Genomic DNA, 14,653 nt, shown 5'->3' with positions numbered 1-14,653 from the left:
TCGCCAGGGTCTGGGAGGCCGAGATGGTGGCGCCGGCGCCCCGGCGAGATGAACGCGCTGCAGGTGACGCCCATCATGGTCGGGGGACACGCTGTACGCTTGCGACGGCAACAACGGCTCCGTGGATCTGCGAGAAGGGATCGCGTCCTATCCGCATGGAACCCACTGCGATCTGGACAGCGTATGGTTCTGTATGAATGTAGTCGCGACAATTCGAACAAGGTGATTCATGACCAAGGCGTGACCAGTTCAGCGCGTGTTTGCTAGTGCTAGGCTGGGCCGTGCTGGGTTCCAGAAACGCGTTGCCCGAGCCGGCGCAATCGTCTCCGTTCTCGGTGGGCGGAAACAAGGATTGCCCTGAATGCCCAGAAATGACGATTGTGCCGGCGGGCTGGCCGATGCGTCAGAAGCGGAAAGGCGTTCTAGCGTTCGTGACGGCGATGTCACCAACGCAGTTGGAGACATTTTGGTGACATCGCGCCGAAATTCGTATTCGAGAACGCCTGCCCAAGTCACCTCAGCACGTGTCGAAGTGCTGCGAAATCAATGATTTCCAATTTGCCGATGAGAGAAGGAGTGATTACCGACCCAATCCGCGATAATATCGGCCTCCCTCAAAAACTGCTTCCTAATGGAAGACTTAGATCGACGCGCCAGTGTGGCGCCCATGATGGACCGCACCGACAGTCGAGATGTGACTTAGTGGATCAACGGCTTATGCACCCGATGAAACGCGTGTAGCAACTTTGTCGCAGCCGGTTATGCAGAGGCGCCGTGCTAATCGAGGATGTTTCCTGAACGGGTACGGCGCTTGGAGTTTCGCCGGGAAAACGGCGAAACTCAACGTGATCGAATTCCGGCGCAAAGGCTCCCCCGAGATCTTCACTCCATCCTGCACTCCCCAGCCGCTAGATGAAGAGGGTCAGCACTGCGGCGCCAGTCGTCGCGGCCATCATTGCTATTTTGAAAACGCCCAGGCCCAGGATGGGGCCCCACAGCAGGGACAGGAGAATGAACCGCCGGGTGTGCCCCCTGTGCTCGTCTGGAAGAGAGGACGACTTCACCCAGTACACGATGCCCCAGAGTATGCCGAGGGAGATGCCGGCCACCGGCGCGATAAGTAAGGTGAGCCACGGCATGGCGATGCACTCCTTGGCACACAACATCGTGAACGCGGCGACAGCCACCACGCTCGGCATCGCTCCCCACCAGATGATGTACCACCGCTTCGACCTCTTGACGACCGCATCGAAATCGACCGGTGGCGGCGCCAACGGAGTCCTGCGCACGCGCTCATCGAGATTCATCCCCATTGCGATCTCCAGTCTGAACACCTGGCAACGATCCAACTTCCTGACGCTACCGACCGCGCGCCGCGAATCTTCGAGGTCGCGTGCGGCAGTTTGTTGGCGCGATCTTGCGAGTACGCATCGTGAAACCGAAGTACGGCGCGAGCGACTCTGCCATAGAAGGACACTCGCGGCCAGTTGTCTTCCGCAAAGGTCGACCCGCAGGCACTGAAGTGGCGAGCGGCTGCAACTGTGACATGATCGCGGCGTGCTGAGCGCCTTCTCTATGATCGTCCGACTGATCTCGGCCGCAGTTCAGCTCGGATTCCCTGTGGAGCTACGAAGCGGGGTTCAAATTGGAGCTCTTCGGGGATGCATTGACATTGAATGGCTCTGTCTTCTGGATCGACTGGGGCGACATCCAGCTCAACGTCAATCGGGAAGACGGCTTCAACGGCTTCACCAACGCGGGCAAGGCGCGCAGCCGAGTCTATACTCTCAAGACATGGGTGAGGGGACATCGAGGACGACTAAGTGGCAAGTGTTGCCTGATCGCCGGTGCGGGGCAGGGCATCGGACGCAGTATTGCTGAAACATTTCACGCCGAAGGCGCGCGCGTGATAGCGCCGATCTTCGAGCGGAGCACTTGCACGGCCTGGCCGGAATGGCCTCTCGCTTCTATGCCGATGATGATCGGATCGTCGGCGCGGCCGATCCGTTTCAGCTGTTCCGGATTCTTTTCGAAGTGATTTGGGGCGGCGGCTACGGCAAGCAGTCGCAGGTCGCATTCATGCTCGATCCGTGATGTGAAGGCTGAGCGTTAACTTGGTGCCGGATAACGAGTTCCTGCGCTTCCTACGAGCACAATTCCTTCAACGCTGCCGGCAGCTCGACCCGCAACAACTCGCTCCCCGACATCACTGTCGCCTTCTCTTCCTCCGGAACGTCCAGATCATCTACGTCGGGATGCCAGGCCTTGGGATCTCCGTAGAGATCCACCAAAGCCAGCGCCGGCGGCAACGCCCGCAATCCGTAAACGTGCGCGTTCCCTGCAGCGCTTACCGCCCGATGGACTTTCCTGAACCAGGACCGCGAGCGCCCGTGAATCTCGAACCCATGCAGGGACACATAACTGGGCCGGGCCATCACCGTAACGGAAAGACGCGTCGGGATCTGCGTGATCCACCCCGCCGCGTGCAACACCGATTCACCGCAAAGAATTGCCGTGGGATATTCGAACAACAAGGCGCTGATCCGATCCGAGCTGCCGATCTCGGGGCGCTTGAGCTTGTTGAAGTAGATGCCCGCGCGCTCGCCTGCGGACTCGATCAGCCCCCGGGTTTTCCAGCGGCGCAGACACACTGCAGCCGCATTGTTCGAGAACCCGGTGATCTTGCAGAACCCCGCAAACGTAAAAACGCCGGGCAGGCTGCGCAATCATTCCACCGCGGCCGTCACGGCTGAAGTCTCTTCAGAGAGGAGTCGAATGCATTTTTCTCGATTGCATCCGCGACGCTTCGCAATGCGTGGCGCGCATAGTCCACCATTTGCGCCGTCACCCGTGGATGCAGGTTTGTCCAAAGCGCCGCCGGCACTCATCTTTTCAAGTCGGGATCCGCCTTCTTCAGGATCTCGGCCGGATCGTCGGCCCGAAACGGGGATTATCTATTTTGTTAATGTATATGGTGTATCGACGGTCGAGTGCGCAACTCATCCGGAGTGCGCTCCAGTGGCTTTCGCGCCGCGGATCGGCGCCACTTTGATCGAAGCCTCAACGCGCCCGAATGACGAAGTCGTCGCCCTCCGCCGAGAACTTCAGATGGTCGTCCTTCGACAGGAATTTCAGCAGCGTCTGCGGGTTGTCGGCATCAAACACGGCGGTATAGCGACGCCTGCGTATCTCCTCGCCCTCGACTCTGATCTTCGGAGCGCGGTTGTAGCGATTGAACTCCGCCGTGATCTCTTCCAGCGTCTGCCACTCGAATACCAGTCGCCGCTGCCGCCACGCGGTGACCTGCGCGACGTTGACGGCGGTTGGTTTCTGGAGCGTGCCATCTTTGTCCAGGCTCACGCCCTGACCCGCGGCGAGGCGCTCTGTGTTTGGAGACGAATCGATCGGCGCGTCTCGAGTCGTGGATGCCGTGTGGGCCACTGAGGATTCGCTGTCGCTTTTGAAAACTTGTACGAGGCCCTCGACCACGGCGACCTTCGTGCCGGTGGAGCGCCGATAAACGTTGAATTCCGTTCCCACCGCCCGCACTACGGTGTCGCCCACCTGCACCTGGAATGGCCGCTGCACATCGCGTTCAACCTTGAACAGTGCTTCGCCATTGCGCAGCCTCACGTCGCGCGCCGTTTGGGTATAGCGCACATCGACCTGACTGTCCGTATTGACGTAGATCATGGAGCCATCCGCCAGCGAAACGACTCGCTGTTCGCCGACCTGCGTTTCGTAGGACTCCCACGATCCGGGCCCGAGCAGCCCAAACCAGACTCCGCCGGCAACGAGCAGCAACACGGCGGCCGCGATTCCGCCCCAACGCGCTTTGGGGTTCATCTCCCGGCGAGCGGGGGGGCGGGAAGCACGCGGATCACGAGCGAGGGTGCGAGGGAGTTCCACCACCGAACTGTCTTCGCCCCAATTTTTCTGGACCAATGCCTTCACATCGTTCGGCGCCATCAGTTCTGGCAGTCGATCTACCGCGCCCGCCCGCAAGAACATTTCCACGTGCAGCGGCGATTCCTCGAGCCAGGCCGCGCACGCGGCGCGCTCGCGAACGCCGCCGTCTTCCAGTTCGATCAGCCAGGCCGCGGCCTGCTCGGCGACCTTCAGCAACTCATCCTGGCGAGGTCGGTCGGTGAGTCCGCTCTCTTTGAGATGGGTCATGGCGCTACTCCTGTTCCCGGCGAGCCACGCTGATCCGCGCGTTCGCTTCGCACAGATATTTCTTCACCGTATGCACTGAAATCTTCAACCTGTCGGCAATCTGCACCCAGGACAATCCATCCAACCTTCTCATCGTGAAGACCTTGCGATGCATGGAAGGCAAGGCGCCCAATAGTTCTTCCACTTCCGCCAGAGCCATCCAGCGATTGGCGACCGCGTCCTGCCCGAGCTCCTCGGGATGACGGTCCCGGTTTCGCAGCAAGATCGAGTCATACACGAGCGGGCTGGACTTCGCGCGCATGTGGAATTGCGCCAACACCTGGCTTGCCACGAAGTAGACGTAAGCGTGCGGATCACGCACCAGCTCACCTTGACCCAGCCGCAGCAACCGCAGGTAGATCTCCTGCACCACATCCTTCACGTCATGGTCGTTCTTCAGCCGCGACAGCAGGAAGAAATACAAATCCGCCCCGTACAGCTTCTCTACCGCGGCAGCAAAGCTGGACTCAGGGTTCCCGGGATTGGGCAGGGTGGGTTTCATCGCTCGGGTCAGCTCATGGCAACCAAGAGTGCCGGTCGACCCCCAAGGGGGTAGTTCGGGCACGGTCATGCTTCCATCATATTCTCACCCGTGGTCGAATGTCCCGAAAGATGAGGGAGCAAGAAGCTCAGAAAATTTTGCCTCTGACTACCCCTTTGGCCCCCACCCGTCACTCTTAGTTGCCGACAGGGATACGCAAGCGTCCAACGGCGGTTGCGTGAAGATAAAAACCGGGGAGCCAACATAACCATGCGCAAAACCAACATTCTCATCACGAGCGCAATCGCGAGCGTCCTTGCAAGCGCGCTGGCGCAGGCGAACACCCCTCGACAGGCGACGGAACACGGAGGCAGCGCGGAGCGGGTGAGGGTTGCCCAGGCCACCCAAGAAGCCCCGAAAGTCAATTTTCAGATCGACGCGCCGATGCTCGCGCGTGCCTTGATTCAACTCACCGAGCAGAGCGGGATGCAGCTGATTTATCCGGCGGGAGATGAGGTTGCCGATCTGCCGGCCAGACCGCTTCGGGGTCAGTACACGACCGAAGCGGCGCTCGAGGTCCTGCTCAAAGGCACTGGCCTTGAGTACGAATTCATCGACGCTCGGACCATCTCCATCGTCGACCCTAGGGCAAAAGCCGCCGCAAAGACCTCCCACGCCGCGGGCGAAGCCAATCACGGCGTCATACGCCTGGCACTGAACGATCAAGATGCGCAAAGTGCATCGAATACGAATGGCGCCGCAGGCCCCTCTGAATCTCGCAGGCCGGAAGCAGTACCGAAGACGGAAGAGATTGTTCTCGAAGAAGTGGTCATCGTCGGCACCCTGCTGCGAAACGCAACGCCCACCTCGCCGGTGATCAGTTTTCATCGAGAAGACATTGAACGCGGCGGCTATGCGAGTGTCGAGGACGTCATCGCGAAGCTGCCCCAGAATTTCAGCGGCACGAATGCGGCGTCCTCGGCCTTCGGCCGCGGCAATCTGGGTGCGACCACTCAGATCGATCTGCGCGGCCTGGGCTCCGAAGCGACGCTTTCCCTGGTGAATGGACGGCGCATCGGCGCTGCGGCCGGCGATGTCGGGCGCGCTGTCGATATCAGCATGATTCCGATCTCGGCCGTCGAACGCATCGACGTCCTCACTGATGGCGCCTCCGCCCTGTACGGCTCGGACGCCATCGGCGGCGTGGTGAACTTCATTCTGCGCAAGGATTTTGCAGGCGCGGAAACCAAGGTGCAGTACGGCGATAACAGCACCGGATCCGACGACCTGCTCGCCTCGCAGCTGTGGGGAACGAACTGGGGAACGGGCCAGATCCTGGCAGCGGCGCAATACGTCGAAAACAAATCCCTCGCGACGCGCGCGATCGGCATCGACACTCTCGACTTCAGGTCCCGGGGCGGCAGCGATCAGCGCGTAGAGTTTCTCGGGACGCCGGGAACCGTCGCGCCGTTGGGCATTTTTCAGGGTCTGCCGTTCACCACTCTCACTGGCCCGGCAGGCATGCCGGTGTTCTTCGCGGCGTTACCGTCGGGTGATGGTCGGGCATTGCAGCTCAGTGAGCTCGGCTTGAACCAGCTGACACTCGGTGACCTCGTGCCTGAAGAACTCGTACCCCGGCAAGAGAACGTTTCGGGGTACCTGACCGTTGAACAGAACCTGGGATCGGTCACGCTGTTCGCCGATGCCGTGGTCGCTCAGCGCACCTCGCGCATCAGTTTCTATCCCTACGCCGATTTTCTCGTCGTGCCCGAGACCAACGCGTTCTCGCCCTTCAATGAGCCGGTTCTGTCGGCCTATATGTTCAACGAACTCGGACCGCTGACCTACGACGTTGAAAGGAATGGATGGTTCGCGAATCTGGGTGCCCGAGGAAGGGTGGGAGCCGGCGATTGGACGTGGGAGCTCGTCGGCACGCTTTCCGAAGACGAGTCCACTACCCGCAATCAGCTGATCGACATGGCGGAGCTCACCCGGCGCCTCGCCTCCGCGGATCCAGCCGTTGCTTTCAATCCTTTCGGCGATGGTTCCGGTCAGTCCGCGGGTGTGGCTGAGGCGTTGCCAGAGTTGTTCACCAACTACGGTGAAAGCTCGCTGCAGAGCATTTCCGCGCAGACGCAAGGTACGTTGTGGCAAGTACCGGGCGGAGCGGTTCGGCTCGCGCTGGGGATGGAATTTCGTGAGGAGGAGCTGAAAACCACGGAGCAGCGTCAAGGAGCGCCGAAACGTCCGGTGGTGGTCGGCTCACGCGAGGTGAGTGCGGTTTTCGGCGAGCTGTACGTGCCGCTGGTGAGCGAGGCGAATGCGAGACTCGGATTGCACGATCTCGCCATCAGCGCCGCTGCCCGCTACGAGCATTACAGCGACTTCGGCGACACCGTGAACCCGAAACTGGGCGTCATCTGGCGCCCGCTGACGGATCTTGCGTTGAAGGCCAATTGGGGCACGTCGTTTCGGGCGCCATCGCTGCACGAGTTGAGCCTGGTTTCCTCGATCAGTCCCTCGGTCCAGGTATTCGATCCAAACGCGCCGGGTGGGCCGAGAACGGTATTCACTCGCACGATCAATGGCGGCAATCCAAATCTCGACGAGGAGACCGCGGACACTTACACGATCGCGGCGGAGTATCAGCCTGACTGGCTCGAAGGCGCGCGTGTGGCGCTCACGTACTATCGCACCGACTATGACAACCGGATTCGTGGGATCTCGGATGGGCTCAGTCTGGCCGCGCTTCTACAGTATGAAGCCAGCCTGCCGCCGGGCATCGTCGTGCGTGCACCGGACGGGACATTGCAGTCGGTCACGATCACTAACGTGAATAGCGCCACGACCGTCATTTCCGGCTACGACGCCACGCTCGGCTATCACTGGAAGACGCAGCGCTGGGGCGGCTTCGATCTCAGTACGTCGGCCACGCTGAACACCAAATACAAAGATCAGCTGATCGCCGGCGCGGAGGCCTTGGAATTGAAGGGCCTGGTCGGCAATACGCCAGACTGGCGCGGCAAGATCCAACTCGTCTGGTTCAACGGCCCGTGGAGTGCGTCCTTCTCCGTCAATCACACCGATGGTTTGTGGAATGCGGATCTCGATCCACGCATCATACTCCGCGACGTGGACAGTCAAACCACCGCGGACATTCAACTTAGCTTTTCGCCGAGGGGCGAACGGAAGGATTGGTGGCACGGTCTCACCACGCGGCTTGGCGCCACTAATCTTTTCGATGAGCGGCCACCCTTCGTGGATGGCTCCCAACGCAGAGGGCTCGACGTTCGCAACTCTGTCATCGAGGGCCGCACGGTCTACTTGATGTTGAGCAAGGGATTCGGCGCGGCTGCACAGCAGAGCGCGAAGTAAGGGCGCTGGAGCGCAAAGAAACACGATTTAGAGAGCCGCGATAGAAATCATGATCATGCTGAAAGAGCTCATGCGCACGGTGTCGCCTGGAGAACTGTCGCGCGTATTGCGAGCGGCCGTCTTCGCTGCTGTAACGGGCTGCATCGCGTCGCCCGTTGCGACAGCCGCGCAAAAGACCCCACGCCACGCACATGAAACCCTGGAGATCGCCGATGTCGATGGCGCAGGAAAATTACAAGGGGTCACCGCGGTCTCCTCCGATGGCCAGTGGATTGCCTATACAGTCTGTAATCCGGCACGTATCAAGCCAGCGGGGGGCGCTGGCGGCCCGGCAACGCAATTCGCGCGAGGCTGCGATATTCAAGTCCGGGCACTCGCCGGCGGTGCTGTGCAGAGTCCGACCGAGGGTGTCGGCAATAACTGGGGAGCTTCGTGGGCGCCGGATGGGCGACAGCTGGCTTTCTATTCCGACCGGGACGGCGCCGCGAGACTATGGCTCTGGACTCGCGGGGACGACAAACCGCGTCGGCTGTCGGCGCAGGTCGCGAGCACCAGGCGACATCACCAACTGCCGGCATGGACACCCGATGGTCGGTATCTGATCGCGCAGTTCAATCCCGCGGACTCGGAGAAACGAGCTCCGGGGCCACGGCAAATGCCCATCGCACCTGCCGCTGCAGGTGCAGCGAGAGTGCGTTTTCTCAACGGCGCTACGTTCAGTCCGCAAAGCCAGTCGCGCGAGGCTGGTGTCACGGTCGACGTTTTTCATACAGCGCCGCGCACTGCCGTGCCTGCAGCGAACTCCGAAGCAAACAGGGCGGCCGCGGCTGATGCTTTGCCGGATATTCTGCCGGCGGCCGGACGGCTCGCCATTCCACAGGTCGAGCTGCGGGTCGTGGAACTCTCGACCGGGCAGCTGCGGGAGATTGCGCCACCGACCCAGATCGCGCGTTGGTGGCTGTCGCCTGATGGCAAGCAACTGGCGGCGCTCGAAGTCGTCGGCTTGCGTCGGCAGGATCGAATGATCGTCGTTGACCTCGTGGTCTTCGACGTTGCCACCGGCGCACGCCGTGTGCTCGCGCGTACCGCGCAGTACGAACCCCTGGATTTCACCTGGTCGCCGGATGGACGATGGATTGCCTATCTCGATTGTGGCGTCGGGAAGGTCGCCGTTCTGAAGTGTGCCGGCGACGCATGGATCGTCGAGGTTGGGGGCTCCGGTGGAGCGCGTCGTCTGAGCGGAGCACCGGAATACAGTTTCAACAATCTCGACAGCCAGCCGCGTTGGGCCGCGTCGAGCGCGGCTGTGTATTGGGCCAGTGGCTCGCAACTCTGGCAGGCAGACCCCGTGAGCGGCGTGTTGACATCCATGCTACGTGATACAGCGCTGCAGGTGAGTGGAGTCATTGCCACGAGCAGCGGCTATGAGGCGGGCTCGCCCGACAAGGGCCGCTCGGTGTACGTCACGACGACGGACCCACAGACTTTGCGCCAGGGTATCGGCGCGGTGAATCTGGCAACGGGAGCGCTGTTGATGGTGCATGAAGACCAGGCTGTTTTCGAGCGAGGCGTGGTCGTCCCCGGCGGGAAGGAGATCGTGATTGCACGATCGAGCGCTGCCGATCCGAGGAATCTGTGGGTCGTGAGTTCGAGGAAGGGGCCACGGCAGGTCACGCAAACGGCACCGCGCCTGGAGCGAGTGCGTCTGGGCGAGAGCCGTCTGATCTCATTCGTGAGTCGGGATGGCGCGCCGCTGAAGGCCGCATTGCTGCTGCCCGCCGATTACCAGCCAGGCAAGCGCTATCCGCTGATGGTGTCGTTGTACGCAAGTTTCAATCAGTCCGAGCTCGTAAACGACTTCTCTATCGGCGGCGGGGCGAACTTCAGCTACCAGATGCTGGCCAATCGGGGCTGGGCGGTGCTCAAGCCGGACATGCCGGTGCAGCTCGGCACGCCGCTGCAGAACGTGGCGGACACGGTGTTGCCAGCGGTCGACGCCGCGATTGCGCTCGGCATCGCCGATCCCGATCGGCTCGCGCTCAACGGACAGAGCAATGGAGGGTTCGCGACGCTCGCGCTACTGGTGCAAACGGATCGATTCAAGGCGGCCATCGTCGAGTCGGGCTATGCCGACATGGCGACGACGTATCTGTCCGGTCTCGACATGTTTCTGCTCAGTGAACAGGGCGGAGCCATGGGCAGTCCTCCCTGGGAGAATCCGCAGCGTTACCTGAAGAACTCGCCGATATACAAGCTCGACCGCGTGACGACACCGCTGCTGATGTACGCCGGCGTGGAGGATCGGGCCTTCGCCGCTCAGATGGACGCGACGTACTTTGGTTTGGCGGGGCTCGGCAAGGACGTGACCTACCTTCGCTATGAAGGCGAGGGGCACGCGCTGCGAACGGCGACAAACAAGAGCGACTATTGGCAACGCGTCTGGGCCTTTCTCGAGCGCACTGTTCCCACAGGCGCGCGGTCGAGCAAGTGAGCGCTCGCTGTCGCATGGCCGGGCTTGCGCTGATCGCAGCCCTTGCGCTCGCCCAGCAGTCAGTGGCGCAGCCAGCGCAGGTCGGCAAGACGCCTGACAAGCTCGTGGTGTACGCCGGTGTGACGTTGATCGATGGCGCCGGTGGGCCGGCCCTGTCGGACCGGGCCATCGTCGTAGAGAACGACAGAATCAAAGCGGTCGTGTCGTCCGCCGATCTCGGCGCTCACGCTGAGGGCGCGAAGGTCGTCGATGCCTCCGGGCTCTACGCACTCCCGGGCTTGATCGATACGCATGTACATCTCGCTACCTCTCCTCATCGGAAAGCGGCGGAGGCGATGCTGAGTCGACAACTCTATAGCGGTGTCACTGCCGCGCGCGACATGGCTGGCGATGCCCGTGCGCTCGCCGACCTGGCCAGAGCATCCCGTATGGGAGAAATACCGGCGCCCGATATTTACTATGCGGCAGTCATGGGCGGTGCGAGTTTCTTCGAGGATCCACGCACGGTTGCCTCTGCACAGGGCGCGAAGCCCGGTGAGGCGCCTTGGATGCAAGCCATCACCGAGGACACCGATCTGCCGCTCGCCATAGCTCAGGCGCGCGGTACGTCCGCCACGGGAATCAAGATCTACGCGAATCTGTCGGGTTCGCTAGTTGCCAAGGTCACTGCGGAGGCGCATCGGCAGGGCATGCTGGTGTGGGCGCACGGCGCGGTGTTTCCTGCCAGCCCGATGCAAGGGATCGAAGCGAATGTGGATGTGGTCTCACACATCTGCATGCTGGGTTATCAGGCTTCAAACAGAATGCCGCACTCCTATCAGCAACAGGCACCCGTTGATGATGCGCAACTTGCTGGCGCCCAGGACGCGAAGATCGCGGCGATCTTCAGAGAGATGCGCCGTCGCGGCACGATCCTGGACGCAACTTTGGGCATCTATGCGTTCGAAGTGCCCTCGGCGCCGCGTTGCGCGTCTGCGACTGCCGTAGCGCTCACCGCGCAGGCGTACCGCCAAGGCGTGCTGATCTCGGCGGGAACGGACCGGAGCGCATCGTTGCAGGAGCCTTATCCCGCCCTCCACGATGAGCTCGAGATACTGACCGACCTGGCCGGCATGACGAACGCGGATGTGATACGCGCGGCGACGTCGATTGCGGCGATGACAATAGGCCGGCAACATGAGATGGGCACAGTGCAGGCCGGGAAGCTCGCGAATCTCGTGTTTGTGTCGAAGAACCCGCTGGAGGACATCAGCAACCTGCGCAGCGTGGCATTTACTCTCAAACGCGGTGTGATCTATCGACGGGCCGATTACTCGCCGCTTGTTCCAGCGCGCGAATCTACCGTGCCTCAGTCCAGTTCCGAGAGCGAGAGGGATGGCGGGTGAACTCAGGGCAGACATCCTCGGTAAGCGGCGGTGAGCTCGCTTGCAGCGCCAATGGTGACATCGGCGCCAGTCTCGATCGCCGCGCATTCATGTCTCTGGTCGTAGGAGGCGCGCTGATCTCCGCGACTGGCCCGGCCGAGTGCGCCACCAACGCGTCCGGCAGCATTGCGGAGGAATGGGACAATGCGATCATCGTCAATGCACTGGGCAGTCTCGACGATCCCGACCCTGCGAACAATGCTCATGCTCGCAGTACTCTGGACGATCGCGTCTTGCGTGAGGCGCATGCTTCCGGGCTCACTGCCGTAAACATCACGATCGGCTATGTGGCCGGGGATGAGGATCCCTTCGAGCGCACCATTCGAGACATCGGTGAGTGGGAGGCGCGAATTCGCGCCCATCCCGGCGATCTGCTCAAGGTCTTCACGACCGCGGACATTCATGCGGCAAAAAGAAGCGGCAGAATCGGCGTCATTTACGGCTTTCAGAACGCCGCCGTGATCGGCAGGAACGTCCCGCGAGTCGATCTCTTCGCCAATCTAGGGGTGCGCGTGATCCAGCTCACCTACAATCCAGCCAACGAGGTCGGCGACGGTGCAATGGCGCCCGAGAACCGCGGCTTGACTCCGCTCGGTCGCGAGCTCATCGCGCGCTTGAACGACCGTCGCATCATGGTGGACCTGTCCCACAGTGGCGAGCGCACGTGTCTCGAAGCGGCGCAGGTTTCCCGCCTACCCATTTCGATCAATCACACGGGGTGTCGAGCGCTGGCTGACCTGCCGCGTAACAAGACGGATGATGAGTTGCGCGCGGTTGCAACGAAGGGCGGTTTCGTAGGCGTCTATTTCATGCCATTCCTGAGCGTTTCTGGGCGTCCCAGCGCCGAGGACGTGGTCTCACATATCGAGCACGCTATCAACGTCTGCGGTGAGGATCACGTCGGGATTGGCACGGACGGACCGGTGACGACCATCGACGATCTGCCGGCGTATGAGCGATGGCTCGCTCAGGAAGTCGAGCGACGACGCACCCTGGGGATTGGCGCGACGGGTGAAGGACCGCACACCCTCCCATTTGTCATCGATCTACGTGGGACGAAGCAGTTTCACCAATTGGCGGATCGGCTGCGAAAGCGTGGGCACTCCAGTGCGCGCGTCGAAAAGATTCTGGGACGGAATTTCCTCAGCTATGCCATGGAAGTCTGGGGCGCCTGAGCGGGCGCGGAATCTGTTGTTAGTAGATAGCCAGATTCAAGTTACGATCGAGGCGGCCCGGCGTCAGAACAGGGACATCCACGAAGCCGGGAGAGCGTTGCGGAATCCATGAATACCGCATCGGCGTCGCCGATAGGGTGCTTTTCGAGAAAGAGAAGCTGCGCCTGTTTGCTTCTCTGCTATTTAGAAATCGTCTCGAAGCTGTCGACTTTCGAGCTGGCCGTGTGCTTGCGGAACAGCTGGTTGACTAACGCCGCAGCGGAGCCCGCGTTCACGCGACCGCGCGCACCGGTCGTGCGGTTTCGCGACTTGCAGTCCACACCATCAGTGCAAGTAGCGGTAAGACGCTTAGGTTCGTCCATTGCCATCCGAGTTTGATCACGGCGATTCCGGCGAGAAAAGACACGCATGCTTGAGATGTGAACACGACGAGGTCGTTGATTCCTTGTGCGCGATGCCGGTCGGCGCCCGCGTAGTGCGTGGCGAGCAGTGCGGTTCCAGCCGTGAACAGGAAGTTCCACCCGCCTCCAAGCAGCACGAGACCGACCCAATAGTGTGGCACGTCGTGCCCGAACAGGCTCACGACCGCGCTTGCCGCAAGCAAGAGACTCCCGACGATCATCATGGCACGCTCGCCAACGCCGGCGATCAGTGCGCCGGTGAATAGAGAAGGCAGATACATCGCAAGGATGTGACTTTGGATGGTCCAGGTGATCGCCTCGACGCTGTGGTGATGGTTCAAATGCATGCTGACCGGCGCTGCTGTCATGATAAAGCTCATTACGCCGAAAGCGACGGCACCCGAAAGTGCGGCCGTGCGCAGCATTGGTTCGCGGACGAGCTCTCTGATGGTCGATCCGCCGCTCGCGGTCGATGCGGCCGTCGATTCAGTCGGGCGCAGCTTGCACAGAACCATCGCACCGAGCGTGTACAAGAGCCCCACTACCATGAAGGAACCGGCATATTCGTGCTCGGCCAACCACGCGCGAGCAGCCATGGCAGCTTGCGGGCCGATCAGTGCTGACCCGAGGCCGCCGAGCAGTACATACGAAATCGCTTGGCTCGCGTGTTCTGGGGCGACGCTTTCTGCGGCGACAAAGCGATACTGCATGGTAAAGGCGGTGGAGGCTCCGAACAGCATGGACCCAGCACAGAAGAGCAGAAAGCTGGATTCAACAATCGCGTACGCGCAAAGGAGTGACGCAGCGATACCGATACCCGCGCCCGCGATGAGTCCCCGTCGTCGCCCAGTGATGCGCATGAGGAGTGAAGCTGGAACGGTTGACAGCGCCATCCCGACCACCGCGAGGGAGACTGGTGTTGTCGCCCACGAAGGGTCGGGTGCGAGGTCCGTGCTTAACATTCCACCGAACAGCACCACCGCAGTCAAACCCGAGCCAGTGAGCACTTGGGCAAGCACAAGTATGGGGATATTGGACATGAGCTTTGGCCGGGAACCATTGATCGGCTGCGTTGCCTGCATTGTCGCATG

9 protein-coding genes and 1 pseudogene are annotated in these 14,653 nt (G+C 61.4%); 5 read left to right on the top strand and 5 right to left on the bottom strand.

Annotated elements, in window-relative coordinates; all coding sequences use genetic code 11:
* Nucleotides 1-908 precede the first annotated feature (908 nt).
* Nucleotides 909-1,313, bottom strand: coding sequence for a hypothetical protein (locus VGE08_RS00140; protein ID WP_331065813.1), 405 nt, complete (start codon nucleotides 1,311-1,313; stop codon nucleotides 909-911).
* 646 nt (nucleotides 1,314-1,959) lie between these two features.
* Between VGE08_RS00140 and VGE08_RS00135 the strand changes: the two are divergent.
* A pseudogene (locus VGE08_RS00135) lies at nucleotides 1,960-2,088 on the top strand (rhamnose isomerase); the annotation flags it as partial.
* A gap of 56 nt (nucleotides 2,089-2,144) precedes the next feature.
* Here the strand turns inward: VGE08_RS00135 and VGE08_RS00130 are convergent.
* The 3 genes from VGE08_RS00130 to VGE08_RS00120 all read right to left on the bottom strand — a co-directional run bounded on the left by VGE08_RS00130 (nucleotide 2,145) and on the right by VGE08_RS00120 (nucleotide 4,717).
* Nucleotides 2,145-2,726: a hypothetical protein gene (locus VGE08_RS00130; protein ID WP_331065811.1), complete on the bottom strand. Its 582-nt coding sequence runs from the start codon at nucleotides 2,724-2,726 to the stop codon at nucleotides 2,145-2,147.
* Between the two features lie 334 nt (nucleotides 2,727-3,060).
* The gene (locus tag VGE08_RS00125; protein ID WP_331065810.1) at nucleotides 3,061-4,176 is read right to left on the bottom strand and encodes a FecR family protein; all 1,116 of its coding nucleotides are present in this window, start codon (nucleotides 4,174-4,176) and stop codon (nucleotides 3,061-3,063) included.
* Nucleotides 4,177-4,180: 4 nt separating this feature from the next.
* Complete coding sequence (locus tag VGE08_RS00120; protein WP_331065809.1) at nucleotides 4,181-4,717, bottom strand: RNA polymerase sigma factor; 537 nt, start codon at nucleotides 4,715-4,717, stop codon at nucleotides 4,181-4,183.
* A gap of 249 nt (nucleotides 4,718-4,966) precedes the next feature.
* Between VGE08_RS00120 and VGE08_RS00115 the strand changes: the two genes are divergently transcribed.
* The 4 genes from VGE08_RS00115 to VGE08_RS00100 all read left to right on the top strand — a co-directional run bounded on the left by VGE08_RS00115 (nucleotide 4,967) and on the right by VGE08_RS00100 (nucleotide 13,161).
* On the top strand, nucleotides 4,967-8,071 hold the full coding sequence (locus tag VGE08_RS00115; RefSeq protein WP_331065808.1) for a TonB-dependent receptor: 3,105 nt from the start codon (nucleotides 4,967-4,969) through the stop codon (nucleotides 8,069-8,071).
* A 49-nt stretch (nucleotides 8,072-8,120) separates the two neighbouring features.
* Nucleotides 8,121-10,562 carry a prolyl oligopeptidase family serine peptidase gene (locus VGE08_RS00110; RefSeq protein WP_331065807.1) on the top strand — a complete coding sequence of 814 codons (2,442 nt, stop codon included), beginning with the start codon at nucleotides 8,121-8,123 and terminating at the stop codon, nucleotides 10,560-10,562.
* A complete protein-coding gene (locus VGE08_RS00105) occupies nucleotides 10,559-11,947 on the top strand; it encodes an amidohydrolase family protein (RefSeq protein WP_331065806.1) in 1,389 nt (462 codons plus the stop codon). Before VGE08_RS00110 ends, VGE08_RS00105 begins: the two co-directional genes overlap by 4 nt.
* Before the next feature lie 89 nt (nucleotides 11,948-12,036).
* On the top strand, nucleotides 12,037-13,161 hold the full coding sequence (locus tag VGE08_RS00100; protein WP_414717436.1) for a dipeptidase: 1,125 nt from the start codon (nucleotides 12,037-12,039) through the stop codon (nucleotides 13,159-13,161).
* A gap of 271 nt (nucleotides 13,162-13,432) precedes the next feature.
* Here VGE08_RS00100 and VGE08_RS00095 read toward each other — a convergent pair whose 3' ends face one another.
* Nucleotides 13,433-14,644 carry an MFS transporter gene (locus VGE08_RS00095; protein ID WP_331065804.1) on the bottom strand — a complete coding sequence of 404 codons (1,212 nt, stop codon included), beginning with the start codon at nucleotides 14,642-14,644 and terminating at the stop codon, nucleotides 13,433-13,435.
* Nucleotides 14,645-14,653 lie beyond the last annotated feature (9 nt).

The organism is Steroidobacter sp. (genome assembly GCF_036406195.1).
GTDB lineage: Bacteria > Pseudomonadota > Gammaproteobacteria > Steroidobacterales > Steroidobacteraceae > Steroidobacter.
The sequence above is the reverse complement of the archived record's forward strand: the minus strand, read 5'-3'. Positions and strand labels throughout refer to the sequence as shown.

Bases quoted from the DNA above. Each gene is read 5' to 3' on its own strand.
- VGE08_RS00120 (WP_331065809.1), bottom strand. From the start codon at position 4,717: ATGAAACCCACCCTGCCCAATCCCGGGAACCCTGAGTCCAGCTTTGCT.
- VGE08_RS00110 (WP_331065807.1), top strand. From the start codon at position 8,121: ATGATCATGCTGAAAGAGCTCATGCGCACGGTGTCGCCTGGAGAACTG.
- VGE08_RS00140 (WP_331065813.1), bottom strand. From the start codon at position 1,313: ATGGGGATGAATCTCGATGAGCGCGTGCGCAGGACTCCGTTGGCGCCG.
- VGE08_RS00095 (WP_331065804.1), bottom strand. From the start codon at position 14,644: ATGCAGGCAACGCAGCCGATCAATGGTTCCCGGCCAAAGCTCATGTCC.
- VGE08_RS00125 (WP_331065810.1), bottom strand. From the start codon at position 4,176: ATGACCCATCTCAAAGAGAGCGGACTCACCGACCGACCTCGCCAGGAT.
- VGE08_RS00100 (WP_414717436.1), top strand. From the start codon at position 12,037: ATGTCTCTGGTCGTAGGAGGCGCGCTGATCTCCGCGACTGGCCCGGCC.
- VGE08_RS00115 (WP_331065808.1), top strand. From the start codon at position 4,967: ATGCGCAAAACCAACATTCTCATCACGAGCGCAATCGCGAGCGTCCTT.